Annotated in this window: 21 protein-coding genes and 3 pseudogenes; 17 read left to right on the plus strand and 7 right to left on the minus strand. The window is 70.2% G+C overall.

Annotated elements, in window-relative coordinates; translation table 11 throughout:
* Positions 1 to 62: 62 nt before the first annotated feature.
* The 3 genes and pseudogenes from AC0OO9_RS26125 to AC0OO9_RS26135 all read right to left on the minus strand — a co-directional run bounded on the left by AC0OO9_RS26125 (position 63) and on the right by AC0OO9_RS26135 (position 2,956).
* Complete coding sequence (locus AC0OO9_RS26125) at positions 63 to 1,103, minus strand: helix-turn-helix domain-containing protein (protein WP_165947966.1); 1,041 nt, start codon at positions 1,101 to 1,103, stop codon at positions 63 to 65.
* Between the two features lie 125 nt (positions 1,104 to 1,228).
* A pseudogene (locus AC0OO9_RS26130) lies at positions 1,229 to 1,636 on the minus strand (NF041680 family putative transposase); the annotation flags it as partial.
* Positions 1,637 to 1,672: 36 nt separating this feature from the next.
* Positions 1,673 to 2,956, minus strand: a complete 1,284-nt coding sequence (locus tag AC0OO9_RS26135; RefSeq protein ID WP_484513059.1) for an MFS transporter — start codon at positions 2,954 to 2,956, stop codon at positions 1,673 to 1,675.
* Positions 2,957 to 3,806: 850 nt separating this feature from the next.
* Between AC0OO9_RS26135 and AC0OO9_RS26140 the strand changes: the two genes are divergently transcribed.
* The 13 genes and pseudogenes from AC0OO9_RS26140 to AC0OO9_RS26200 all read left to right on the plus strand — a co-directional run.
* Entirely contained in the window at positions 3,807 to 4,805 is a 999-nt protein-coding gene (locus AC0OO9_RS26140; protein WP_132240893.1) for an ABC transporter substrate-binding protein, read from the plus strand.
* A 60-nt stretch (positions 4,806 to 4,865) separates the two neighbouring features.
* Positions 4,866 to 5,633 carry an ABC transporter ATP-binding protein gene (locus AC0OO9_RS26145; RefSeq protein ID WP_132240894.1) on the plus strand — a complete coding sequence of 256 codons (768 nt, stop codon included), beginning with the start codon at positions 4,866 to 4,868 and terminating at the stop codon, positions 5,631 to 5,633.
* Entirely contained in the window at positions 5,630 to 6,430 is an 801-nt protein-coding gene (locus AC0OO9_RS26150; protein WP_484513062.1) for an ABC transporter permease, read from the plus strand. The genes AC0OO9_RS26145 and AC0OO9_RS26150 overlap by 4 nt, the downstream gene beginning before the upstream one ends.
* The gene (locus AC0OO9_RS26155) at positions 6,427 to 7,506 is read left to right on the plus strand and encodes an Ldh family oxidoreductase (protein WP_484513064.1); all 1,080 of its coding nucleotides are present in this window, start codon (positions 6,427 to 6,429) and stop codon (positions 7,504 to 7,506) included. The genes AC0OO9_RS26150 and AC0OO9_RS26155 overlap by 4 nt, the downstream gene beginning before the upstream one ends.
* A 28-nt stretch (positions 7,507 to 7,534) precedes the next feature.
* A complete protein-coding gene (locus AC0OO9_RS26160; protein WP_484513066.1) occupies positions 7,535 to 8,269 on the plus strand; it encodes an SDR family NAD(P)-dependent oxidoreductase in 735 nt (244 codons plus the stop codon).
* Positions 8,266 to 9,906, plus strand: a complete 1,641-nt coding sequence (locus AC0OO9_RS26165) for an FAD-dependent monooxygenase (protein ID WP_484513067.1) — start codon at positions 8,266 to 8,268, stop codon at positions 9,904 to 9,906. The genes AC0OO9_RS26160 and AC0OO9_RS26165 overlap by 4 nt, the downstream gene beginning before the upstream one ends.
* A complete protein-coding gene (locus tag AC0OO9_RS26170) occupies positions 9,899 to 10,270 on the plus strand; it encodes a cupin domain-containing protein (protein ID WP_132240899.1) in 372 nt (123 codons plus the stop codon). The genes AC0OO9_RS26165 and AC0OO9_RS26170 overlap by 8 nt, the downstream gene beginning before the upstream one ends.
* Complete coding sequence (locus AC0OO9_RS26175; protein WP_357085911.1) at positions 10,267 to 10,800, plus strand: cupin domain-containing protein; 534 nt, start codon at positions 10,267 to 10,269, stop codon at positions 10,798 to 10,800. Before AC0OO9_RS26170 ends, AC0OO9_RS26175 begins: the two co-directional genes overlap by 4 nt.
* Before the next feature lie 28 nt (positions 10,801 to 10,828).
* The gene (locus AC0OO9_RS26180; protein ID WP_484513068.1) at positions 10,829 to 11,239 is read left to right on the plus strand and encodes a RidA family protein; all 411 of its coding nucleotides are present in this window, start codon (positions 10,829 to 10,831) and stop codon (positions 11,237 to 11,239) included.
* On the plus strand, positions 11,239 to 12,120 hold the full coding sequence (locus AC0OO9_RS26185) for a fumarylacetoacetate hydrolase family protein (RefSeq protein WP_484513069.1): 882 nt from the start codon (positions 11,239 to 11,241) through the stop codon (positions 12,118 to 12,120). Before AC0OO9_RS26180 ends, AC0OO9_RS26185 begins: the two co-directional genes overlap by 1 nt.
* 187 nt (positions 12,121 to 12,307) lie before the next feature.
* The gene (locus AC0OO9_RS26190) at positions 12,308 to 13,078 is read left to right on the plus strand and encodes a GntR family transcriptional regulator (RefSeq protein ID WP_484513070.1); all 771 of its coding nucleotides are present in this window, start codon (positions 12,308 to 12,310) and stop codon (positions 13,076 to 13,078) included.
* 169 nt (positions 13,079 to 13,247) lie between these two features.
* Positions 13,248 to 14,204 carry an amidohydrolase family protein gene (locus AC0OO9_RS26195; protein ID WP_484513072.1) on the plus strand — a complete coding sequence of 319 codons (957 nt, stop codon included), beginning with the start codon at positions 13,248 to 13,250 and terminating at the stop codon, positions 14,202 to 14,204.
* Positions 14,205 to 14,354: 150 nt separating this feature from the next.
* Positions 14,355 to 14,715, plus strand: a pseudogene (locus AC0OO9_RS26200) (NADH-quinone oxidoreductase subunit N); the annotation flags it as partial.
* 26 nt (positions 14,716 to 14,741) lie between these two features.
* Here the strand turns inward: AC0OO9_RS26200 and AC0OO9_RS26205 are convergent.
* The gene (locus tag AC0OO9_RS26205; protein WP_484518053.1) at positions 14,742 to 15,548 is read right to left on the minus strand and encodes an IS630 family transposase; all 807 of its coding nucleotides are present in this window, start codon (positions 15,546 to 15,548) and stop codon (positions 14,742 to 14,744) included.
* Positions 15,549 to 16,030: 482 nt separating this feature from the next.
* Between AC0OO9_RS26205 and AC0OO9_RS26210 the strand changes: the two genes are divergently transcribed.
* The 3 genes from AC0OO9_RS26210 to AC0OO9_RS26220 are packed head-to-tail and all read left to right on the plus strand — an operon-like array spanning position 16,031 to position 20,863.
* Positions 16,031 to 16,207, plus strand: coding sequence for a hypothetical protein (locus AC0OO9_RS26210; protein WP_484513074.1), 177 nt, complete (start codon positions 16,031 to 16,033; stop codon positions 16,205 to 16,207).
* Position 16,208: 1 nt separating this feature from the next.
* Complete coding sequence (locus tag AC0OO9_RS26215) at positions 16,209 to 16,859, plus strand: DUF6338 family protein (RefSeq protein ID WP_484513076.1); 651 nt, start codon at positions 16,209 to 16,211, stop codon at positions 16,857 to 16,859.
* Positions 16,856 to 20,863 carry a CHAT domain-containing protein gene (locus AC0OO9_RS26220; protein ID WP_484513078.1) on the plus strand — a complete coding sequence of 1,336 codons (4,008 nt, stop codon included), beginning with the start codon at positions 16,856 to 16,858 and terminating at the stop codon, positions 20,861 to 20,863. The genes AC0OO9_RS26215 and AC0OO9_RS26220 overlap by 4 nt, the downstream gene beginning before the upstream one ends.
* Before the next feature lie 168 nt (positions 20,864 to 21,031).
* On the opposite strand, the gene AC0OO9_RS26225 is transcribed toward AC0OO9_RS26220, so the two are convergent.
* The 3 genes and pseudogenes from AC0OO9_RS26225 to AC0OO9_RS26235 all read right to left on the minus strand — a co-directional run.
* Positions 21,032 to 21,751, minus strand: a complete 720-nt coding sequence (locus AC0OO9_RS26225; RefSeq protein WP_484513079.1) for a glycosyltransferase family 2 protein — start codon at positions 21,749 to 21,751, stop codon at positions 21,032 to 21,034.
* A gap of 131 nt (positions 21,752 to 21,882) precedes the next feature.
* Positions 21,883 to 22,512, minus strand: coding sequence for a YdcF family protein (locus AC0OO9_RS26230; protein ID WP_484513080.1), 630 nt, complete (start codon positions 22,510 to 22,512; stop codon positions 21,883 to 21,885).
* 190 nt (positions 22,513 to 22,702) lie between these two features.
* A pseudogene (locus AC0OO9_RS26235) lies at positions 22,703 to 23,066 on the minus strand (transposase); the annotation flags it as partial.
* A gap of 509 nt (positions 23,067 to 23,575) precedes the next feature.
* On the opposite strand from AC0OO9_RS26235, the gene AC0OO9_RS26240 reads away from it, so the two are divergent.
* Positions 23,576 to 24,268, plus strand: a complete 693-nt coding sequence (locus AC0OO9_RS26240; protein ID WP_484513082.1) for a ThuA domain-containing protein — start codon at positions 23,576 to 23,578, stop codon at positions 24,266 to 24,268.
* Positions 24,269 to 24,339: the final 71 nt, after the last annotated feature.

A 24,339-nucleotide genomic window follows, 5' to 3' on the forward strand; every position in this document is an offset into this window, starting at 1 on the left:
GAACAGATCCGAACCGTTCGAGACGCCCTCGCCGTCAACTCAGGCGAGGTGGTGCGGCGACCTCAGGCCGGGTCGAGCAGGAAGACCTGGCCGACGGCGTTGGCGTCACAGGCGAGTTGGCGGACCGGTGCCCAGTCACCGGTGGCGCCGTTGACGACGCCGAGACACATGCCACTGTGGACCGGACGGATGCGGTACCCCAACGCCGGGACGATGACCGGTTCGAGACGAAACTCCTGGCCGCCGCCGGTGTCACAGAAGCTGTCCGCGACCATCCCGTTGTCATCCTTGTTGCCATGGTCGACACCCATGCAGCCTGGACCGAACCGCGGATGGTCGGTGCGGATACGGAATATCCGATCGCCCTCGTCCGTGAGCGTCATGGCGGGCATCGCTGCCGCGCAGTCAGTCTGGAAGAGGTGACCGAGATCGGAGTCGGGACGTTCGGACACACACAGCCTGGTGTGCGCCAGCCGCAACCGATAGGGCCCGGGGACGGGCATGGCAGGCTGCGATGCCGACGTACCGCCGCTCGTCGAGGCATGGTCCGGCGTCTGACGCGGGCCAGATGGACCGCCAGCGGACAGCAGCGCCATCGTCGTCACTGTGGCGGCCACGGCACCGACCACGAAGCCCAGTGCCGCAGGCGGAAGCCAGCCACGTCGCGGTCGTGCGCTCGCGGCCCGGGTGCCAACCGGCACCGGATCCGCCGGAGCACCAGCAGCCTTCGGGTCGGTGGGGAAACTCTCCGGCCCAAGTTCTTCGGGTGCGCCGTCGGACTCGGCATCGACGATGGACGGCTCGTGGTCCGCTGCCTCGCTCACGGCGAGTCGACGGCGGGCATCGAGCCACCGCACGACATCGTCCGGTCCGAGCCCACAAGCCCGGACCAGCGCCGCGACCGCCTGTTCCCGAGGCAGGGTGGCGCGCCCCAACATGGCGGCCAGCGTGCTGGCGGGCAGGACATCGCCCGCAGTGTGAGCCCGATCAGCGATGTCCCGGTAGGTCAGGCACGACAGCGTCCGGAGCCGGCGCAGCAGAGCCACATACTCGCCAGGCGTTCGAGCTGCCTCCGGCCGCAGCCCGGCCAGCAGGTCCGACATCGCATCCCCCATTCCATACGCGTCGGGCCCTGCTGCCTTGCCGGTCTGGTGGACGCCGAGCCGCCTCAGCGTGCACTGATCACATCGCTTGGGCAAGTTCGACGGACGCGGCAGCGACCCTGTTTGTTGCGGCGGCCTGGTGACCGACCGGGGGCTGGGCGGGAGGGCTTCGGTGCGCTGGCCAGGCATGGGGTCTTGATGCGGAGGTGCCGGAAGCCTCTGCGGACGCGGGCGGGTGAGAGGCGTTCGGGTGGTGTCGGTTTCTCCCAGGACCGGCGTAGGTCACTTGTCAGGCCACGGGCCAGGCGTAGCTGCGCGTAGACGGCCAGGATGAGCCAGGTCCATCGGTCGGCGGCTTGTGAGGTGCGGATCTTCGGGCAGGTCCAGCCGAGGGTTTGTTTGAGTAGGCGGAAGGTGTGCTCGATGTCGAAGCGGCGCAGGAACGTCTGCCAGAGCCGGTCCACGTCGGCGGGTAAGGCGTTCGTTTCAGAGCACCACAGCCCTACTGGATTCGGGATCGCGCCGCTGGTGAGCCACCCCCCGGGCCGCCGGAAAGCTTCGAACGGCGGTCACACCCGATCGGGGGTGCAGTCGTCGGGTTCGACCGTCTGCGTTGCCCGGGCGCCGAGTCTGCGTACCGCCCAGATGCTCGTGCCGAGCACGAACGGAATGCCCAACAGGAACGCGGCCCGCACGTCGACCGTCGCGGCCACGACACCCCCGAGGACGGCGCTGACGGCCGCCGCGAGCGAGGTGATGCTGCGCGAGAGGCCCATGACCCGGCCGAGCGTGTCGGGCGGCGTCACCCGCTGGCGGACCGTCACCGCCGCGATGTTCCACACGGCGAGCGCCATGCTGCTCAGGACGAGCAGGGCGCCCACGACGAACTCGCTGGTCGCGAGTACGAGGCCGACCTGCGACGCGACGATGCCGGCGGTCGCCGCCACGAGGGCCTTGGCGTCACCGATGCGGTTGCCGGCGCGCTCCATCACCAGCCCGCCGACGATGCCACCGATGGAACTGACGGCGAGCAGGATGCCGAAGACCGACGCCGGGGCGCCGATGTCCTCGGTGACGTAGATGACGAGTACCGCGTACCAGGCGCTGTCAGCGGCGGCGACCGCGGCGCCGGCGAGGATCACGGACCGCAGCACCGGGTCCCGCCGGACGACGCGGAAGCCGTCGGCGAGCAGTTCGGCCATCGGCCTGCGGACCTTCGGCGGGGGCCCGTCGTCTGACGGCTGCGTCCGAGAATGGCCGGGGTGCTTGCCGACCAGAAGCGCCGACGACAGAAAGAGGGCGGCCGAATGAAGCACGAATGGCAGTGCCCGGGCCACCTCGAACAGCCGGGCGCCGAGGAACGGGCCCACGAACTCGTTGCAGGTGATCCAGGCCGTCGAGAGGAGGCTGTTGGCCCGCGGGAGGTTTTCGGACGACACGACCTGCGGCACCGCCACCTGGGACGCCGTGTCGTAAAGGCATTCGCCGAGACCGATAACGAGCGCCGCCGCGTACAGCCACCAGAGTTCGGCCGTGCCCGCGTAGATGGAGATTGCGACGGATGCCAGCACCAGCGCGCGCACGAGGCTCACTGCCAACATCAGCCGCCGATGATTGACGAAGTCCACCACCGCGCCGGCCACCGGACCGAACAGGACCCACGGAACGAACTCCATGGCGGCGAGCCCGGCGATCGCGGTGGGGTCGCGGGTCAGCGTCAATGCCAGCAGAGGAAACGCGGTGATGCGGATGCCGTCACCGAGATTGGCGAAGCTGACCGACCCCAGCAGCCGCCAGTATCCGCGCCCCAGGCCAGCCTTTTCCCGCTGCTCAGGCGCTGATATTTCGCCCACCCCCCCGTGCCTTGGGTGCACACGTGGTGAGCAGCCTCATGCTCCGGCAATGCTCAGATCGACCCGGCACCACCAACCACCTTCACGTAGTCGACGCCGGATGGCAAGCCCGCTATCAATGGCGTCGCGCCACCCGGCTCCACCATGGTTGGTCCGGCCGCGACAGCCGATTGCTCGCCGTATGGCGAACGCACGCCCGTCCGCAATCGCCGTTCGAATGGCACGGTCACGGTCACGACAGCGCCGGCACGGCCACGGGGGGCAACTCCCGTTTCAGCGACGACGCGCCCCGCGCTGAACGTTGTTCTCTCACTGTGACGTCGGCTTGCCCGCTTCGTGCGGTGGCCGCAGTCGCAGGGGGCAGCGCCAGTCGGAAGGCGCCGGTGCGCCCGCGAAGCCGGGCACCTGTGAGTCGTCCAGCGTCCTGGGTAGCGCGGGGTTCACCTGCCCCTGGAGGCGGGCGTCGCGCAGCTTGATCTGGTCGCGGAACCGCAGGAACGCCTCGTCCTCGGGGAATCGCGCCCGGTCCTGCTCCAGCGGGGTCGCCGGGGATCCGCAGCTCGACGAAGGATGCGACGTAGCTGTAGAGGTTGCCCAGCTCCAGCCGTACCTGAGCGAAGTGGCGCAGGTCGGCTGCGAGATCACGCAGGCTCTGTCGGCGCGTGACGCGGTCCTGCGGTGTCGACAGTTGTCGCCACCGGCGGTCGGCGAGTCCTACTGCCAGGCTAGTGGCCTGGCGGGGTGCGGTTGCCGGGCTGGCACCGCCGGAGCGAGGCGGTGTCGCCGAAACGAGGTCTTGACGAGTCGCGAAGTTTGACATTTGATAAATCCCGCCGATGCAGGAGGTCTCATGTCAGCTCGCACCCGTCTCGTCGCGGCCGTTGCCGCAGCGGCTCTCACACTCACCGTCGCCGGCTGTGGTGATTCGGAGAAGGCCGATTCCCCCGATGCCGCCTCCGTCACCTACCTGACCTCCTTCGGGACGTTCGGTCGGGACTCGTACGCATACGTCGCCCTGGAGAAGGGCTACTTCAAGGAGGCCGGCCTCAACGTCACCATCAAGCCCGGCACCGGCACCGTCGATGTCATGAAGTTGATCGGGTCGGGGCAGGCCGACTACGGCACCGGCGACCTCTCCGGGGTCATCACCACGATGGCCAACGAGAAGATGCCGGTGCGCGCGGTGGCCGCCATCCACCAGCGGTCCATGGCCGGCATCGCCTCGCTGGACAAGGCGATCGACTCGCCGGAGAAGCTGCCCGGCGCCAGCATCGCGGACAGCTCCGGCTCCACCAACATGATCATCTTCCCGGCGTACGCCAAGGCGGCCGGCATCGACCCGAAGTCGGTGAAGTTCGTCCCGTCCTCGCCGCAGTCGCTGCCGCAGCTGCTCGCCGCCGGCTCGGTGGACGCGATCGGCCAGTTCGCCGCCGGAAAGCCGCTGCTGGAGAAGGCGGCCGGCGGCAAGACCGTCACCATGCTGCCGTACGCGGACAAGCTGCCCGACCTGTACGGCAACGGCCTGCTGGTCTCCGCCACGAAGCTGGACAGCGACCGCGCAGAGGTCGAGAAGTTCACGGCGGCGCTGGTCAAGGGCCTGATCTACGCGGTGGAGCACCCCGAGGAAGCCGCCCAGCTGCTCAAGAAGCACGACCGGACGGCCGACGAGAAGGTCGCCGCCGCCGAACTCACCGAGATGCGGCCGTACGTCCTGGTCGACGGCGGGACCGCCGGGAAGCTCGACCGGGCGCGGGTGGAGGCGATGATCAAGCTGCTCGCCGGCACCGGCACCCTCAAGTCGACGCCGAGCGCCGATGACCTCGGCGCCTACGACATCGCAAAGCCGTAACTTCCTCTTCGACGGCGGTGCGCGCGGCTGGTTGCCGCGTGCACCGCGAGGGGCGAAACCATGATCGGAATTCGTAACGTTTCGCAGATCTACCGCACCCGGGCCGGTGACGTGGAGGCCCTGCGTGATGTGTCGCTGGAGGTCGCCGACGGCGAGTTCGTGGCGATCGTCGGGCGGTCCGGATGCGGCAAGTCCAGCCTGCTGCGGCTGGTGGCGGGCCTCCAGGAGGCCACCTCGGGCGAGATAACCGTCGCCGGCACCCCGATCCGGGGGCCACGGCGGGACATCGGCTTCATGTTCCAGCGCCCGGCGCTGCTGCCGTGGCGGTCGGTCATCGACAACGTGCTGCTGCCGACCGAGGTGTTCAGGCAGGACCGACGGGACGCCCGGACCCGCGCCCACGAGCTGCTCGACCTGGTCGGGCTGAACGGCTTCGAGAAGCGCCTGCCGCACGAACTCTCCGGCGGGATGCAGCAGCGGGTCTCGCTGTGCCGGGCCCTCATCCAGCAGCCGCGGGTGCTGCTGATGGACGAGCCGTTCTCCGCGCTCGACGCGCTCACCCGCGCCGACCTCACGGTCGAACTCCAGCGACTGCAGATGAAGCACGCCTCGACGGTGCTCTTCGTGACGCACTCGGTCGACGAGGCGGTGCTGCTTGCCGACCGGGTCGTCGTGCTCAGCCCGCGACCGGGCCGGCTGCGGCAGATCGTGGGGATCGACATTGCTCGTCCGCGTTCGCTGGGACGCGACGGCCACTCGGCCGAACTCGGCGTGCTGCGCGCCCAACTGCACGACCTGCTCATGACCCCCGAGGAGGTGGCACGGTGACGGTCACCGAATCCCGCCGTACCGGCCGCGACAAACCGGGCGTTGCAGCCCGCTGGGCCCAGCAACTTCCGCCCGTGCTCGGCGTCGTGGCCGCCACCGCCCTGTGGTGGGCGATCACGGTCGTCTTCGAGGTGGAGAGCTTCATCCTGCCGTCCCCGGTGGAGGTGGCGCAGACCATGGTCGAGGAGTCCGCCTACCTGTGGGACAACACCCTGGTCACCCTCGCCGAGACGCTGCTGGGCTTCCTGATGGCCATCGCGGTCGGGGTGCCGCTGGCGCTGATCGTCACCGCCTCGCGGATGCTGGAGCGGACCGTCTACCCGCTGCTGCTGATGCTCAACGCCGTACCGAAGGTGGCCGTCGCGCCGCTGCTGGTGGTGTGGATGGGCTTCGGCCAGTTCCCCAAGGTCTTCCTGGTCTTCCTGGTCTGCTTCTTCCCGATCGTCATCTCCACCGCCGCCGGCCTCAGCTCCACCCCGGCCGACCTGGTGGAGCTGGGCCGGTCGCTGAAGACCAACTGGTGGCAGACGTTCCGCATGATCCGGATGCCGGCCGCCATCCCTCAGCTCTTCGTCGGTCTCAAGCTCGCCATCACCCTCGCCGTCATCGGCGCGGTGATCGCCGAGTTCGTCGGTGCCACCGAAGGGCTGGGCTATGCGATCGTCGCCTCCGGCGCCAGCGCCGACACCGCGTTGGCCTTCGCCGCGATGATCCTGCTCGGAGTGATGAGTGTCGTGCTGTTCTACCTGCTCGCCGCAGTCGAGCGGTTCTTCGTACCGTGGGCGGACCGGTCATGAGCGCGCCGGACTTCCCGCCGACGGTCCCGGTCCGGTGGCTCACCGACGCCGTCGCCTCGGTCTTCGGCGCACTGGGCTTCTCCGAGCAGGCGGCCGGTCTGGTCGCCGGCTCCCTGGTGGACGCCGACATGCGGGGAATCCCCTCGCACGGGGTGATGCTGCTGCCGATGTACGTCGATCGGATCAGGGCCGGCTCGGTCAGCCGGGCCGAGCGGGCCGAGGTGGTCCGCGACAAGGGCGCCATCGCGGTGCTCGACGCCGGCCACGCGCTGGGGCAGCTCACCGGTGACCAGGCGATGCGGCTGGCGGTGACGAAGGCGCAGACGTACGGCGTCGGCGTGGTCACCGTCCGTCGGGCGTTCCACTTCGGCGGGGCGTTCCGCTACGTGGAACTCGCCGCCGACAACGGTTGCGTCGGCATCGCGGCGGCCAACACCCGCCCGCTGATGCCCGCCCCCGGTGGTGCCTCGGCGGTGGTCGGCAACAACCCGATCGCGGTGGGCGTGCCCCGCGCGGGCGGCAAGCCGGTGATCCTCGACGTGGCGCTCTCCGAGGCCGCGCTCGGCAAGATCCGGCTGGCTGCCGGCGAGGGCCGCGAGATCCCCGCGAGCTGGGCGACCGACGCGCAGGGGCGGCCCACCACCGATCCGGCCGCCGCGCTCAAGGGACTGCTGCTGCCGTCCGGCGCCCACAAGGGATACGGTCTCGCGCTCATGATCGACGTGCTGACCGGGGTGCTGTCCGGCGGGTCGTACGGCCGGGGCGTCCAGGGCCTCTACGCCGACGTGTCGGTGCCCAACGACTGCGCGCACTTCTTCCTCGCCCTGGACGCCGAGGCGTTCGCCGAGGACGCGGAGGAGCTCGCCCGCAGGGTGGACGACCTGGCCGACCAGGTGCTCGGCTCCGCGCTGGCGCCCGGCACGGAGCGGGTCCACCTGCCCGGTGACATCGAGGCCGACCGGTACGACCGGGCGTCGCGCGACGGTGTCGCGCTCCAGCCGTCGGTCTTCGCCGGGCTGGCGGAGGTCGCCGCCGGGCTGGGCGTGCCGCTCCCGTCACCGGCCAGCGCCGGCTGACCCCGGTCGACGAAGGAGGAAGGAAGTCATGCAGGCCAGTTTCGACGCCACCGACGAGGTGCTCGTGGTCACCGGAGGCGCCAACGGGATCGGCGCCGCCCTCGCCCACGCGTACGCGGACGCGGGGGGCACGGCCGTGGTGTTCGACGTGACATCGGGTCAGCCGCATCCCAGCGGGCGGGTGCACGAGCACCGGGTGGACGTGTCCGACCGGGACGCGGTGCACGCGGCGGTCGCCCGGGTGCTCGCCGAGCACGGGCGCATCGACGCCCTCGTGGCCGGAGCGGCGGTGCAGCCGCGGTGCGACGTGGTCGACATGGACCCCGAGCAGTGGCGCCGCACGCTGGCGGTGAACCTCGACGGGGTGGTCTGGTGCGCGCAGGCGGTCCTGCCGGACATGATCGCCCGCCGTTCGGGCGCGATCCTGGTCTTCGCCTCGGGCCTGGCCACCGCCGGCCGGGCGCAGGCGTCGGCCTATGCGGCGAGCAAGGGGGCGTTGATCGCATTCGCCAAGTCGCTCGCCGCCGAGGTCGCCGAGCACCGGATCCGGGTGAACACCGTCTTCCCCGGCGTGGTCGACACTCCGCAGTTCCGGCAGGCCAACCCGAGCGGCGGCGAACGGGAGCACTGGGCGCGGGCCACCGGCATCGGCACGCCGGCCGACGTGGTCGGTCCGCTGATGTTCCTGCTCTCGCCGGCCGCGACCATGACCGGATCCACCCTGACCCGTGACCGGGCGTACCCGAGGAGCGAAGCGCAATGAGCAGCACGACCGAGCAGTTGCCGGTGGGCATCGTGGGCGCCGGGCCCGTCGGCCTGGTCACCGCGCTGGGCCTGGCCCACTACGGCGTGCCGGTGGTCATCTTCGAGGAGGACGAGCGGCTGTCGCTCGACACCAAGGCCGGCACCGTCCTCACCCGCACCCTGGAGGTGCTGCACCGGTACGGCGCCCTGAACGACGTGCTGGCCGGGTCGCTGCGCATCGACGAGATCGGCGAGCTGGACCGGGCCACGAACACCCAGACCCTCAGCGTCCGGACCGGGGACCTCACCGAGGACACCCGCTTCCCGTTCGTCATCAACATCCCGCAGCACGAGCTGGAGCCGATCCTGCGGCAGCGGCTCGACGCCACCGCCCCCGGTGCCCTGCACATGGGACACCGGCTGCTCGACTTCGCCCAGCACCCCGACCGGGTGGACGTACGGCTGCACACGGCCGAGGGGGAGCGGACCGTTCCGGTGCGGTACCTGCTGGGCTGCGACGGCGGCCGGTCCGTCGTCCGGGACCAGATCGGCGCTCGGGTCGAGGGCGAGACGTACCAGGAGCGCTACATGCTGGTCGACCTGAAGGTCGACCTGGACGTGGAGAACCCGCGCGACTACCCGTACCTCGCCTACTTCGGTGATCCAGAGGAGTGGATGATCCTGGTCCGCCAGCCGCACTGCTGGCGCTTCCTCTACCCACTGCCGGCCGGGCAGGCCGAGCCGGACCGGGACGAGCTGGTCGACAAGGCACGCCGGTTCATCGGGGACACCAAGACCCTGGAGATCGTCGGCACCAACATCTACAACGTGCACCAGCGGGTGGCCGACCGGTGGCAGGACGGGCGGGTCTTCCTGCTCGGCGACGCCGCGCACCTGATCACCCCCATGTGGGCGCTGGGCCTGAACACCGGTGTCCTGGACGCCTCCAACCTGCCCTGGCGGATGGCCTGGGTGCTGCGCGGCTGGGCCGAGCCGAGCCTGCTCGACGGCTACCAGGTCGAGCAGGAACCGGTCGCCACCAAGGGCTCCGCGGCGATGGCCGCGGCGGCGCGGGCCTACATGGCCCGACGCGCCGACGACCCGGGCGTGATGACCGCCGGCAACTGGGGCAACGCGTTCACCCGCGCCATGCTCGGCGTACGCCTCGACGTGAGTGGCACGGGCGACTGGTCGATGGTCGCCGCCGGTGACGAGCCCCTGCCGGTGCTGGCCGGGGCACGCAGCCCCGACCTGCCGCTGTTCGGCCAGTCCGGCAACGTGTACCTGCACGACCTGGCTGCCGACGCCTTCGTGGCGCTCTACTTCACCGACCCGCGCCGGGTCCCGGCACTGCCGCCACAGGAGTCACCCGCGCTGCGGCACTACGTGGTGAGCCGGTGGGACGCGCCGCACGACTCCGGACTGCGGGACCGGGCGCTGTTCGACCCGGGAGACCGGGTGCGGCGCCGCTTCGGAGTCGACAACGACACGCTGGTGCTGGTCCGCCCCGACGGGCATGTGGCGGCGATCGTCCCGTTCGACCCCGTCTCCGGCATCGACACGGCCGCCCAGCTCTACGCCCGGGTCACCGGCTGCCCACCGCCCGTGACCCGGTCCGACAACATCCTCGTCTGCGAAAGGGATGACAATGAGTAACTACGGTCACGCGACCGCCCCGGACGGAACCCAGGTCGAGCTCGGTGCCGTCGGCCAGCAGGTGGTCTTCGAGAACGACCAGGTGCGGGTCTGGGAGATCAGCCTGGCGCCCGGCGAGCAGCAGCCCTGGCACCACCACCTCAACCCGTACCTGGTGATCGCGCTGGAAGCCGCCGACAACCGGATCGACGCGCTTGCCGGCGGCGACCCCCGCCTGGTGCACGAGGACATCGGCGGGGTGGTCTACCGCGAGCCGGGCGAGATCCACATGCTGACCAACAACGGCACCACCCGGTACCGCAGCCGGCTCGTCGAGCTGAAGTGCCTGGGGGAGAACCTCGTGTCCGGTCAGGGCGAGCAGTGAGCGACCTGCCGCTCGTACCGACCCCGCCGGTGCCGGCCGGCGTCGACCCGCAGGAGTGGGCCAACAACCTCTCCGAGCCGTCGAACTACGGCGGCGAGGCGGCCGACCGGTCGCGGGAGGAACTGGTGCCCGGCCCGGACGGCCTGGTGCTGGCCCGCTTCCGCGAGATCCTGCTCCAGACCGACGAGCTGGACTGGGCGGACAAGACGCTGGCCGGCCTCTCCCACAAGGCGCTGTGGCGCAACGAGGAGACCGAGGCGTCCATCTCGCTGATCCGGTTCCGCAAGGGCGCCGGCATCCCGCTGCGCCACTCACACGCATCCAACCAGTTCATGTTCTGCCTCAGCGGCCGGTACACCTACGTACCCACCGGCCTGACCCTCACCCCGGGCTCCTTCTACTGGAACCCGAAGGGCAGCCTGCACGGGCCTACGCTCGCCGAAGAGGAGAGCGTCCTGCTGGAGATCTACGACGGGCCGCACTACCCGACCCAGCCCGACTGGTACACCGACCCGGCGGACGCCCGCTAGCTCCACCTCGATAGAAAAGAAGATGACGATGCCCAAGCAGCAGATTGTTTCCCCCGAGCTGGCCGCTCCGAACGGTCACTTCGCCCAGGCCACCCAGATCAGGGCGCGGGGCCGGATGGTGTTCGTGTCCGGTATGACCGCCCGCAACCGCGAGGGAGGGGTCACCGGCGTCGGTGACGTGACCGCCCAGACGCACCAGGTCTGCCAGAACCTGCGCGCCGCGATGACGGCTGCCGGCGGGTCGCTGGAGGACGTCGTGCGGGTGGATGTCTACGTGCGCAACATGGAGGACTTCCACGCCATCCACGAGGTGCGCCGGCAGTACTTCACCGGTGAGCCGCCGGCCTCGACGATGGTGGAGGTCTCCAAGTTCGTGAACAAGGACTACCTGATCGAGATCAACGCGATCGGCGTGATCGACGACGAGCAGGACGCCTGATGAAGCTCGCCAGCGTTCGTACCGAGGCCGGCCGGCGGATCGGGGTGGTGGACGGCGGCACCGTCGCCGTGCTTCCCGCCGAGCTGGGCGACCTCGACGAGGCGATCCGTGGTGGCGTGGACGCGTTGGAGGCGGTCCGCGCCGCCGCGCGGCAGGTCGCGGTGGTGCCGTTGGCCGAGGTCCGGCTCGATGCGCCGCTGCGCCGGTTCAACCGGGACATCCTCTGCACCGGCTGGAACTACTGGGACCACTTCGAGGAGTCGCGCGGCAAGCGGGAAGGGCAGGACCCCGCGGAACCGCCCAAGCACCCGACCTTCTTCACCAAGGGCCCGGACACGGTCGTCGGCCCGTACGACGACATCGCGTACGACCCGCAGATCTCCGCCAAGTGGGACTACGAGGCGGAGGTGGCGCTGGTCATCGGTGCCGACTGCCGTTCGGTGAGCGAGGCGGACGCGCTGTCGTACGTGGCGGCGTTCTGCGTGGCCAACGACGTGTCGCAGCGCGACCTGCAACGCGCGCACGGCGGCCAGTGGCTCAAGGGCAAGAGCATCGACGCCACCATGCCGCTCGGGCCGTGGCTGACCACCGTGGACGAGGTGCCGGACCCGGCGAACCTGCGAATCCAGTGCGAGGTCAACGGCGTACTGCTCCAGGACGCGTCGACCGCGCAGATGGCCTTCCCATTCGCCCGCATCATCGCGGAACTGAGTTGGGGGATGACCCTGCGGGCCGGCGACGTGGTGCTCACGGGCACGCCGAGCGGCATCGGGAACGCCCGTGACCCACAGGTGTTCCTGACCGACGGGGACCTGGTGGTGACCAGGGTGGAGGCGCTCGGTGAGCTGCGCAACCGGGTGCGACTGACGAAGCTGCACTGACCCCGCGACGGGTGCGGGGCGGCGCAGCGCGGCGCCGACCCGCACCATTCCACAGCGACGAAATTGGTACCATTTCCAGGGCCCTGATGCGTTTGTGGGATCACCCGAGCACCCACGAACATGGATCATGTCCTGCGAGAACGGGACGAGCACGGCATCCACCAGCGGCTCTATCCGGAGGCAAACCGTGGTAACAACGCATCGTCGATCCGTCCTGAGCGACGCCAACGACGACGGCCGGACCGGTGCCGGTGGAGCCGACGGACAGCACCGCACCCTCGCCGACTCGGCGACCGCGGTCCTGCACGAGGCGATCCTCACCGGCCGGCTGCCGGCCGGCACCCCGCTGCGCCTCAACGAGATGGCCGACCTGCTCGGCATGAGCATGAGCCCGGTCCGCGAGTCGATCCGGCGGTTGGCCGCGCTCGGTCTGGTCGAGGTGGTCCAGCACAAGGGCGCCTGGGTCATGCCGCTGACCGTCGAGGACGCGGTCGACACCCATGAGACCCGGATCGCCATGGAGACGGCACTGATCGAGCGGGCGGCGACCCGGTTCACCGCCCAGGACGCCCGGCGGGCCGAGGCGGCACTCGACGAGCACATCGCCGCGTCCGCGCGCGGCGACGCCACGGCTGCCCGCCGGGCACACACCGAGTTCCACTTCACCATCTACCGCGCGGCCGGATCGCGTTGGCTGCTGCGCGGCCTGGAACCGGTCTGGGAGAACAGCGAGCGGTACCGGTTCGCGACGGTCATCCCGACGGGGCAGAACGAGGAGCGGGTCCGCGAGCACCGGGCCATCCTCGACGCGTGCGTGGCGGGGGACGTGGCGGCGGCGGTGGCCGCCGTGCAGGTCCACATCCAGCACGCGGCCGACCGGGTGATCGGCAAGATGAACACCGACGCCGCGGCAGTGCCCGCCGCCCGGGCACCGGGACGCGCGCGTACCGGGAGCTGACCGCCGGCGTCACCAAGTCAGCCGGTAGTGGCGCCGGCCTCCGACCGTCCGGGCGTCTCCGCGAAGACGGACCGTCCGCTGCCGGGTGAGCGGCCACGCCAGCCACCATCCCGTACCGTCGGCGCGTCCCGTCGTGACCGTCGGTCGGGCCAACCGTTAGGAAGCCCCGTTGCCTGGCATCGACATGCACGCCCACCTCGCCCCCGACCTGCGCCCGGCCAACCTGCCAGGGGTCGCGGTCGACGGTGACGGCGCCGCCGTTCTCGGCGGCAAGCGGGTCGGCCCGACCGACCTGTACCACCCGGACCGGCTCGAGGACTACCTGGACCAGGCAGGGCTGGACGAGGCGATCGTCAGCGTCCCGCCGCCCTTCTACCGTCAGCGGCTGTCCGGGCCGGAGGCGGCGGCGTGGGTCCGTGCGGTCAACGACGGCGTACTCGCCGTGGTCGCCGACCGGCCCCGGCTCACGCCGCTGGCGTACCTGCCGTTCGAACATCCCGAAGTGGCCCTCGCCGAGTACGACCGGATCGCCGCCGACGACCGCTGGGCCGGCGTGGTGGGCGCCGCCGGTGGAGACGCCGGGCCGCTCGATGGCCCGCCGCTGCGCCCCCTGTGGCAGCGTCTTGACGCGGACCGGCGCACCGTGCAACTGCACCCCGCGCACTCCGCGGACCCCCGCCTGGAGCCCTACTACCTGGCCAACCTGCTGGGCAACCCGGTCGAGACGACGGTGGCAGTGGCCCAGCTCGTCTTTGGCGGGGTGCTCGGCGGGCACCCGGGGATCCGGTTCGTGCTGGTGCACTGTGGCGGTTGCGTGCCGGCGGTGGTCGGGCGCTGGGAGCGCGGTCACACCACCACTCGACCGGGCGTACCTGTGCTGTCGCCCACCCCGGCCGAGGCGGTGCGCGCCCTCTACGTCGACAATCTGGCCCACGACCCGCAGGTGGTCGACCTGGCGGTGTCGGTCTTCGGCGCGGATCGGCTGGTGCTCGGCAGCGACTGGCCGTTCCCGATGGGCACCGACGCTCCGTCCGCCACGGTGGCCCACCGTGGTGCTGACTACGCCCGGCAGGTGGCCACCGACAATGCGGCGCGGGCTCTGGGGCGGGCACCCGGCGGTCGGTGACGGGTAGGGGCGGGGGACGCCGTCGAGCTGCCGTTGTCACCCGGCGCCGGGGCCTGACAGCGGTCCGTTGTGGCTCTAAGCACGGCGGTGGGGTGCTGATGTGGGGTCAGCAGGGCGCCAGGCGTCCGCTGCTCGACGTCATCGAATCCGCCTCCGCCACCCGCCTCCGACGACAGTTTCACCACCGACACCGACACCGACGTGGCCCGGATCCGGACCGCCGTCGGCGCACTTCTGCTGCTCGTGCTGGCCACCGACGAGATCGCCGGGACGGCTCGGAAGCGCGAGACCTGCGCCCTGCTGCTCTTCGGCACCGTCGGAACCGTGCTGCTCGCCGGCGCACACGATCCCCTCGTTCTCGCCGTGGGCTTCCTCCTCGGCACCATTCCGCTCTACGCACTCATCGGCTTGGTGCTCACCCGCCAGCGGTGCCGAGGCCGCCGCGAAGACACATCTCATGGGAGCGTTGTTCGGCATCCTGGGCCTGCTCGGCGTGACGATCCTTTCCGGACATCGTTGGCACCGGCTAGTGCCTCGTCATGCAGCCTTGAACGGGTAATCCGGGTGGCGGATCTTGGAGTCGGTGGCGAATCCGGATTTCGGTTTGGCGCGCTGGTTGCGCCAGCGGATGTAGTCGCCGATGGCGGCGTCCTGTTCGGCGTGGCTGCGGTGGTCGGTGCCGTTGTGGGCGAAGTACCGCACGGCGGCGAACTCGGCTTCGATCCAGTTCAGCCAGGACGCGTAGGTCGGTAGGGACACCAGGTCGATCTGGTTGGCGGCGCACCAGGCGCGGGCCTCGGGGTGCTTGTGCGGGGAGAAGTTGTCCACGATCAGGTAGAGGCGTTGGTCGGGCCAGCGGCGGCGCAGGGTCTTGAGGAAGCTCAGGAATTCGCGCCAGCGTTTGCGGTCGCGGATGCGGTAGTGAAGGCGCCCGGTGGCCAGGTCGAGGGCGGCGATCATGTGCCGCACACCCTGGTCACGGGTGTAGGTGGCCCGCAGCCGCACCGGCTGTCCGTGGGGTCGCCAGGCCCGGCCGGGGCGGGGTTGCAGGTTCAGCGGCCCGAACTCGTCCACGCAGAGCACCCTGCCGTCGGCGGGCGGATGGTCGTAGAGGTCCAGGATCCGGTGCATCTTCGTGGTGAAGTCCGGGTCGGTGCCGGCCTTCCACGTCTTGGTGGCCTGCCACGACACGCCTCGCTCGTGCAGGATCCGCCGGATCGTCTCGACGCTGACCGCCGCGACGTAGCCGGCGTCGAGCAGGTAGTCCCGCAGCTTGGCCAGGGACCAGCAGGAGAAGGGCTTACCGAGGAAGCGGGGGTCGCACCGGGCGATGCGCAGATCCAGTCGCGGGTCTGCTCATCGAACCGTCTCGGTGCGCCCCCGCTCCATTTTGGGTCCAGCGCGTCGAACCCCCGCTCGTGAACGCGTGGATCACGTCCCGCACGTAGTTCTCGCTGGTCCGCAGCAGGTGGGCGATGTCCGGAGCCGGCTGGCCCTGGGCCGACATCAGCACCACGATCGCCGGGCGCAGCTTCACCGGGTCCTTCGCCGTCCGAGTGATCCGCTGCAACCGCTGCCCCTCGGCCATCGACACCTGCCGGACGAACACTTCCGGGCGTCTGCCCACCGGCCACCACCTCCCACACAGTGATGGGAGACAGCCTGCCCGACGGGTCCTCAGAACCGACGGATTACACGATCAACGTTCCAGGACGAGGCACTAGCTGGAAGTAGCCCTCTGGTTACCCGATACTCTCTGAGAAGTCTGCCGAGTATGCACGATCGGTGGGCTCGGGCGCCGCCGCGCCCGATTAGCGTGGTCCACTATGACTCTGGAGCGTGGCCGGGACGACTCGGAGCCCAAAGAGGAGTGGAGCGACATCCACTTCAGGGGCTACACCCAGTTTCCGGTGGTGGCCGACCCCGATGATCTGGAGCTTCCGGAGCCGTCCGTCGCACCGGCTGATGCACGGGAGAACGGTGTAGCCGACGATGCCGGGTAGCTTGGCCGCCCTGCTCATCCTCGCCTTTGCGGCCGCTCCGGGCTATGCCGGTCTGCGGGCAATGGAACGGCGAAGCCCTCGCGACGCGGTCAGTCCGGTCCGCGAGACGCTCGAGATCGTCTCGCTCGGGTTGATCGCCAGCGCGATCACCGCGTTGCTTCTGCTATTCGCCGCGCAGCTCACGTCCGCGCTGCTGCCGTTGCAAGGTCTCATCGTGGGCCCGGGCTATTTCCGCGCGCATCCGTGGCAGCTCATCCTTAGCGGGCTGCTGCAGGTCGTCCTTGCCACCGGGCTGGCCGCGGCGATGGGCATGCTGGTCGTGAGGCGGTTCGCGCCGGTGGTCGTTCGGCAGGGCAATCTTTGGCATCCGTTGCTGGCCGAGAACCGGGACGGCCGCCGGGCGTATGTGGCGATCGAACTGCTCGATGGTCGTCTCGTCGAGGGATTTGTGCTCATGTGTTCGACTGCCGTCAATCCCGGTGACCGGGAGATCGCTCTGCAAGGTCCGCTCGCGGTCACGGCGCCTGGCGGGGCACGTACCCGTTCCCCGGCAACCACGATCGTGCTCAGCGGGGCACAGATCCGGATGATGACGGTGTCGTTCCCGGAACTGCGGCGCCGCGCTGAATCCCTCGAGGGCAACGACGGATGACCGAGGCGGGGATGACCTCAGCGCCCGCACTTGACGACAGCGCGACGCGGCTCCTTGCGGCTCTGGACGGCATGCCGATCCGGATGAACGACCGGGACCGCCTCCTGCGGGCCTTCGACGTGCTGTACAGCACCGAGTGGACCCGCGTGATCGTGCGGCTCACGGCCGACGAGGTCGCGTCGCTCCGCCGGCCCGGCCTGCTGTTCACCCCGCACGAGCTGACCCACGTTGTCGAGGTCGCCCGGACCCTGGCCGGCGCGTACTCGTTCGAGAGCACGAGCGCCGCGCACGTCGCGGTGGCCTTGGCCCTCACCGCCCGGCACTTCGACGTGGAGAAGGCGAAACTAGTCGCCGTCATCGCGGAGGCGTTTGGGCTGGGGAAGCTGAACGAACCTTTGAAGGTCCTCGATCGGCATCTGACGCGGGTCAGCCGGCCGGCCTCGGACGATACCGGTAGTGCAGCGTCTCCGAGCACGTACCGTACGGACAGAGGTGATCGTCTCCATCGAGTCGCCGTCCGGGCGCACGTCGTTGCGAGAGGCGTCGCCGTCGTGGTGCTGATCGTCGTGGCCGCGAACGGCGACAGCGGCTGGGCGTGGCCCGTGGCGTTCCTGCCGCTGGTGTCCGCACGCGATCCCGATGAGCCGGAGTACGTATTGGGCGATGAGGTGTCGCCGGGACAGATCCCGACACGGTGGCCGCTTCCCGGTGGCTGGGCGATCCTCGCTGCGGCCCTCGGCCTGCCCGTTGCCCCGGCGGTTTTCGTGATCCTCGCCGTTGTCCTGGCGGTGATCACGGCCGGTGGTGAGGCGTTGACGGCGCGGGAGCACCGGTTCGCCGGAGCCCGACCTGGCGTCATCGGGCCCGCCATCGCGCGGCTGGCTTCCCTCTCCGAGTCGTTCGAAACCGCCAGGCGAGGTGTACGCGTCGCGCTCTCACTCGCCGTGGCGGCGCCCGTTGCCGTTCTGGCGGCGGCGACCACGACACTGTGGCCGCTCTATCTCCTGGCGGCCCTGCTCATTCCGCGCCGTTCCTCTTTGTGGGCCGCGGTGGCGCTGACCGTGGCGGTGCTGCTCGACGGCTTCGGATGGATGGTGCCGCTGACCGTGCTGGCCGGCTTCGCGGCGCGGGTCGCCATCGGTCACCTGATGCGGCCACCAGAGCTTGCCGTCCCGGTGCCGGGTAGCGGACACCGGGACCGCAAGGCGCGGCGAATGCTGCGAATCGACCGCCCTGTCGCAGCCGTACGTCTGCTGGAATCAGGCAGCTCGCCGCTGCTTGCCTGGGCGTTGCTGGCCGCCGGGCACCCGGGCGACGCCAAGGCCGCGGTCCGGAACCTTCCGGCACATGCTCGGCACCTGCGCGGCCTGGTGACCTGCCTTGCCGAGCTGGAACTGGCGAACGTTCCGGCGGCCGCTGAGGCTCTCAAGGCATTGGAGCCGCTCGGCGACGCACGACGCGACCGGGCGCTGCGCGAGCAGCTTTTCACCGCCGATGCGCGGGTCCGGGTCCGCCTCGGGCAGGAGGCGGGGTTGGACGAGCTGATCGCCGGCCGTATCCCGGCAACCCCCCGGCGCCGGACGCTGCTGGCCGCCGCCGAGCAGGTCCGCCTGGTCGCCGAGGCGCGGATCCGCACCGACCCGGCACTGTCCTGGTTTCTCGCGGGGATCGCGTTCGACCTGACGAGATTCGCCCGCGCCCACCGTCCGATGCGGTTCTTCACGCACCTACACAAGGAACGCAACCTCGACCTCGAGACCGTGCGGGCCGCCGCTCTCATGGAACGAGCCGAGCTGCGGGCGGGCTGGAGCAGACATCCGGGTGTCGACCTTCAGGGCTACGACAACGTGGCGTCGTTCCTACTGCGGATGGACCGTCCGATGGAGGCGGCCGCGCAGCTCAACGAAGTGGCCGACCACCAGATCACACCCCTGCACCGGCTCGACGCCCTGAACAACCGAATCGAGGCGCTCGCGACGCTGCACTGGGCCAGACATCACCTGCGGAATCTCGAGGAACGACGGCTGTGGTGGCGGACTGTGAGCGTGTCCTTCGAGAAGGCCATGGCGCAGGCGGTGGCCGGCCGGGACTGGGCCACCCTCGCCGAACTCATCGAGTCCGCGCGGCTGCAGCTCAGCCCTCTGGACGACGAGTCGTCCGGCGGCAGGACCGCCCCGTACGTTCGGGTCCGCGGTGTCTCCCGGATCGAGGAAGCGGCCTGGTATCGGCCGGGGGAGCGACCGGACACGTACACCGTCGAGGACATGGCCCGGTTCACGCTCGGGCAGGACACATGGTGGTGGAGCACCTGGTCGGTCACCGACCGGATCTTCTGGGCGCTGGTACCTCCGGACGGGCCGGTCACCGGCGGCGTGCTCGCCCTCGGACCTGGCAGCCCCATAGCGGCCACGCTGGCCGACCTGCGCGACGCCCTGCCTATCCGCTATCCCGGCGAGCAGGACGACAGCTTCCGCCGTCGCGTGTTTGGAGGGGCGCTGTGCGGACCCGCCCAGGTCGAGGCCGACCTGGCACGCAGGCTGGGGGAGCTGATCCCGCCGGACCTGCGGGACGCAATCATTGATCAGCCAGAGACCCGGCTCGCTGTCGCGCCGGCGCACGCGCTGGCGAACGTGCCGTGGCCGATGATCGCCGTCTCCCACGGCGGTCGCAGCGTCCGGCTGGTCGATCGTTGCCGGTTGGTCATAGCGCCGCCCGCTGCGCTGTTGGGCGCCATCGCGCTCCGCGTCTGGGCCTCGGGCGACGCACCGCTGAAGCTGGCGGTCCTCGACCCGGGCGGTGACTCGGCGCCGCCGCACGCTCAGCTGCGGGGGGTGCGAGGCCTCGGCGACATACTGCCCGGGGTGCGTACGGTAGGACACTCGGACCTGGTGGATCTGGACGGCTTCGGCGCCATCCTGCGGGAAACGCCAGCCACGTCGAGCGCGGTGTTCGCCTGCCACACCCACCCCGGCGACGGCAGCCCGCTTTCGCAAGGCCTGGTGGTGCAGCCGGGCACCGGAGCCGATCCGCGGCCCGTGATCCTCAGCGCGGCGGATCTCATCGACGCGGCGCGCCGTCATCCCATACCCAGGCAGGCACTCTTGCTCGCCTGCGACAGCGCCGACCTGAGGCAGGCAGCCGAGGGTGAGTGGCTCGTGCTCGGCCCCGCGATGCTCTGGGCCGGCGCCGAGCGCGTCATCGTCACCACGTTCGACACCCCGGACCTGAACGTCGTCGACAGGCAGCTCGTCCAACACCTTCTCGACGGCCACGACATGGTCGAGAGCCTCCACGCGGTGCAGGCCGCCCCGCTGCGGAAGCTGCACGATCCGGACAAGCGCCTCGCCCGGCCGCTCTTCTGGGCGGGCTACGTCGCGATGGGCGCGTTCGGCGACCCGGCGGTCATGACGAGGGTGCGGTCCTCGCGGACCCGATACGCGTCCAAGAGTGCGGTCACGCTGGTGGAGGACGCCGCCGAAGGGGCCGCCCTGGTGGGCCGTGCCATGGTACTGCCGCGGGACCTGATCCTGGCTCTGGCGCTGTACGGCTACGAGGACGATCTAAGCACGGTGCGCCGCCTGGCGACCAGAGCCGTCGCGTACCCCTGGACCCTGCTCCGGCACGCCCGGAACCGGGTGCGACGCCGCCCACCCACGCCCGGCGTCACGGTCGGACCGGGGGTGACGGCGCTGCTCGACGCGGCGGCGGAAGTGGCCGACGGCGCCCGGCATCGAGTCGTCGGCACCGAGCACCTGCTCGCGGCCGTGCTCGCCGCATCCGGGCCGGCGTCATCAGCGGCCCGGCTGGTTTCCGGCCTGGACGCCCGGCAACCCGAGGTCGTCAAGGAGCTGATCGCCGATACGCAGGACGGTTTCCACGACCTCAACCCTCCCGCGATCCGGGTCCTGACCGCAGCGGCCGCGGCCGGCGTCTATGCCGCTCTGGGTGCCTGCCCGCCGCAGACCGACGACGCGGACTCGATCCTGCTGCGCGATCTCGACTGAGCGGCGGCCTCACGGCCTCACAGTCCACTAGGCACTCGACGCGGTGCAGCCCGCACCGTCGACAAGGCCACGTCCATCCCCGATCAGATCAAAGCCGTGATCGCCGTCCGGCGTCTCGCGGCAGCTCGAGAGATGGCTGCCTCATCGTTGTGCTGCGACCATTTGATGTCAGTGGTTGCCAGCGCATGGCGCGTCGTGCCTGGGTGTCTCGGCGGGCACCAGCAGCGGCCGGTACGTCCGTACGGAGTCGACGAGTGCGCCGAAGTGCGAGGAGGCGTTCCCGTCGAGGTACCGGGTAGGCACCGTGACCTGCTCGATCGGGCATCGGTTGCGGGCGGCGGCGACAAGGACAGCCATCTCGTAGTCGAAGCGCTCACCGGGAATCGTCAGCAGCCAGCGCACCAGCTCGTGGGGATAGGCCCGTAGACCGGTCTGTGTGTCGGACGTCGTCACGCCAGTGCTCACCTTGAACAAGGTCCGTGTGACGGCGTTGCCGATTCGGCTGCGTAGCGGCACATCACCGTCGAACTGACGGACGCCGAGCACGATGCTCCTGGTGTCGCGCACCCGTTCGACCAGGCGCAGGATGTCCGAGGCGCGGTGCTGGCCGTCGGCGTCGGCGCACACCACGTCCATTCCCGGATGGGCTGCCAGCACGTACCGGAAACCCTCCTTGAGCGCGCTACCTTTGCCGCGGTTGCGGTCCAGGCGCCGCACTGTGCAGCCGAGGTCGCTGACCCGCCGCAGCAGCTGCGCAGAGTTCGCGTCGCTGCCGTCGTCCACCACGACGACAGGCATGCGCGGCGCCGCCGTACGTAGGTCGGCGACGAGTTCGACGAGCCTCTCACCCGGTTGGTATACCGGCAGGACCACGACGGCCTGTGTCATGCCACCTCCTCGACAGCGCACGACGCACGGCCATCGGCGTTGCCGGCGTCCCCTCGGTGCCGGCACCTTCGTACCCCGTGGGCGTGGTCCTCACTCCGCAGACCGCTGCGGGTCGATACCGCACCAACGGATCAGTGTCGTCGGTGGGTAAGGCTCGCGACCAGCGCGAGGAGTCGCCGCTCGCGGCGCAGCAGCGCGGCCGGATCGCGCGCGCCCAGCAGGCATAGCCGCGCCACGGCGTACAGCACGCGCGGTGACCAGGAAGGACCGGCGGCGGTGGCGTCCGGCACCGGGATGTCGAGCATCGCGCCGGTGGGAAGCCGAAGCAGCCGCGCGGTGAGAAACCTGACGCGGGGCAGGTGCCAGGGGTGGGAGACCAGGCCCAGCGGTTGTTTCGGGTCGAACGAGACATCCGCGAGAAGTCCGTCCTCGATCGCGTACCAGACGTTTTCGAGGGTGCTCGTCGATCGTGTCTCGGCCCGCAGGTCCGCGTACCGGCCGAGACCGGCCGCCCGGGCGCGGCTCAGCATCAGATCGCCCTCGCAGCAGCCTGCAGGTGGCATGCTCTCGCAGCGGTGTCGTCCCGGCCAGCCACCGCTGAAGACGACGCGGGGTCGTGGGATCCGTGCAGCACCGGTGCGGTAGGCGGATTCGTTGGCGGTTACGTAGGCCACCGCCGTGTCGACGCGGGCGGCGCTCGCTGGCGTCAGTGTCCACCGCCCGTCGACCCGATGCACGCCGCACCCGAACACCAGCAGCACGAGCGCGGTCGAGTCGTGGGCACGCGGTGCCGGAGGGCACCGTCGACGCTCGATTACCGGCATGGTCCGTCATCTGGTTGGGCAGGCGGCATGAACCTCGTTTCCGTCAACTTCTGATGTACGGCACTCGACCCGCGACCCACACCCTTGACGCTACGCTCCGGGTCAACGTGGGACACCGCAAGCTTGGTCACTCTCGCCGCGTACGCTGCCGGGCGTCATCTTCGGCTACCCTCCCGTACGTAACGAACGTGGAGACAGCGGCTGGGAAGCGGTCGCTGAAGGTGATGGCGAAGGCGTTCAACGCGGGTTTCCGGCGCATCGTCCATCGGATCCTGCCTGATCCGGTGGGGTCCAGGGACCTTGTACCAGGTACAGACACTTCGACGCGGCCTGCTCGTTCGGGAAGTGGCCGCGCCTTGACCGCCCGCCGGTAGCGGGCGTTGAGCGACTCGATCGCGTTGGTCGAGCAGATGACCTTGCGGATCTCCACGTCGTAGTAACGGGATGAACTCGGCCCACGCGTTGTCCCACAGGCGGATCACGGCCGGATACCGGCCTCGCCACGTCCTGGCGGATCCAGTTACGCAACGCCTCGTGATGCACCCCGAACTGTCGCGCCAGTTGGCGTATCACGGGCTTCGGGTCTGAGGTTCCCCCGGTTCGCCGGAGGGTTGGTTACCTGGCGCCGGTGGGCTCAGGCTGAACGATGGTTGCCTTGTCCTGCGGTTGGAAGACATCCCGCACCGTGGCGAGCCCGAACGCGCCTTCGCCGCAGGGGATGCGGGTGGCGTCGGCTACCCACAGTCGGTTCGGGGCGGCGGCGGTGAACTGCCGGTTGACCAGGTCCGGTGCCGGTGTGGCCTTGGGGTTGGACCTGGTCGAGGGGAGGCGCCACAGAGCATGATCGAAAGCCTCCGAGCTACCGGGGGAACCTCACCGGCGGTGGTGGTTTGGGTGCCGCTACCTCCTCCCTCAGGTAGCCGGTGGGTAGGGTTGGCCCGGGCCAGGCGCCGAGCCGGCGGCCGATGCGGCGCCGTCGACCGACCAGGTGGGGTGGACGTTGAGAGCACTCGTGGTGCGGGGTGGCTGGGAAGGACACCAGCCGTCAGCTTGCACGGACCTGTTCATCGGGCATCTGCGCACGCGCGGATTCACGGTCGACGTCGCGGAGACCCTTGACGTGTACGGCGACCCTGCCGCACTCGCCCCCGTCGACCTGATCGTGCAGTGCTGGACCGGCGGCCGGCTGACCCGACACCAGGAGCAGGGTCTGGTCGGGAGGGTCCGAGATGGCGCGGGCTTCGCCGGCTGGCACGGTGGCGTCGTTGCCACCGCCTACGAGGCGCGGTGGTACCAGTACATGGTCGGCGGCCGTTTTCTGTGCCACCCCGGAGACTTCGTCGACCACGACATAACGATCGTAGGCGATCACGCGATCGTGGACGGCGTCACCGATTTCAAGGTCCATACCGAGCAGTACTACTGCCATGTAGACCCTGCCCTCGAGGTGCTCGCCACCACGACCTTCACCGGAGATCACGGTGTCCCGGAGGCCGCGGGCACCGTGATGCCGGTGGTGTGGCTTCGGCGCTTCGGCCGTGGTCGGGTGTTCGTGTCGACGCTCGGCCATAGTCCCGACGACCTCCTGGTACCCCAGGTGAGAACCATCACCGAACGGGGATTGCGCTGGGCGGCCGGCCGGCACGTGGCCCCTCCGGGCGGCGCAGCTGCCCGGCGAGAGGGCCCGAGGTAGCCCTCCGCTGTCCGATCCCGCCCGATGCCCGATGCCCGATGCCCGATGCCCGCGGCGCCCGGCGTACGGTC

The sequence above is a fragment of the Micromonospora sp. USAFONa4 genome, assembly GCF_057197825.1.

What these genes read in the sequence shown, in the direction of transcription:
- AC0OO9_RS26125 (WP_165947966.1), bottom strand. Translation starts at nt 1,103, where the DNA reads ATGTCGGACCTGCTGGCCGGGCTGCGGCCGGAGGCAGCTCGAACGCCT.
- AC0OO9_RS26140 (WP_132240893.1), top strand. Translation starts at nt 3,807, where the DNA reads ATGTCAGCTCGCACCCGTCTCGTCGCGGCCGTTGCCGCAGCGGCTCTC.
- AC0OO9_RS26145 (WP_132240894.1), top strand. Translation starts at nt 4,866, where the DNA reads ATGATCGGAATTCGTAACGTTTCGCAGATCTACCGCACCCGGGCCGGT.
- AC0OO9_RS26155 (WP_484513064.1), top strand. Translation starts at nt 6,427, where the DNA reads ATGAGCGCGCCGGACTTCCCGCCGACGGTCCCGGTCCGGTGGCTCACC.
- AC0OO9_RS26160 (WP_484513066.1), top strand. Translation starts at nt 7,535, where the DNA reads ATGCAGGCCAGTTTCGACGCCACCGACGAGGTGCTCGTGGTCACCGGA.
- AC0OO9_RS26165 (WP_484513067.1), top strand. Translation starts at nt 8,266, where the DNA reads ATGAGCAGCACGACCGAGCAGTTGCCGGTGGGCATCGTGGGCGCCGGG.
- AC0OO9_RS26170 (WP_132240899.1), top strand. Translation starts at nt 9,899, where the DNA reads ATGAGTAACTACGGTCACGCGACCGCCCCGGACGGAACCCAGGTCGAG.
- AC0OO9_RS26180 (WP_484513068.1), top strand. Translation starts at nt 10,829, where the DNA reads ATGCCCAAGCAGCAGATTGTTTCCCCCGAGCTGGCCGCTCCGAACGGT.
- AC0OO9_RS26185 (WP_484513069.1), top strand. Translation starts at nt 11,239, where the DNA reads ATGAAGCTCGCCAGCGTTCGTACCGAGGCCGGCCGGCGGATCGGGGTG.
- AC0OO9_RS26210 (WP_484513074.1), top strand. Translation starts at nt 16,031, where the DNA reads ATGACTCTGGAGCGTGGCCGGGACGACTCGGAGCCCAAAGAGGAGTGG.
- AC0OO9_RS26220 (WP_484513078.1), top strand. Translation starts at nt 16,856, where the DNA reads ATGACCGAGGCGGGGATGACCTCAGCGCCCGCACTTGACGACAGCGCG.
- AC0OO9_RS26225 (WP_484513079.1), bottom strand. Translation starts at nt 21,751, where the DNA reads ATGACACAGGCCGTCGTGGTCCTGCCGGTATACCAACCGGGTGAGAGG.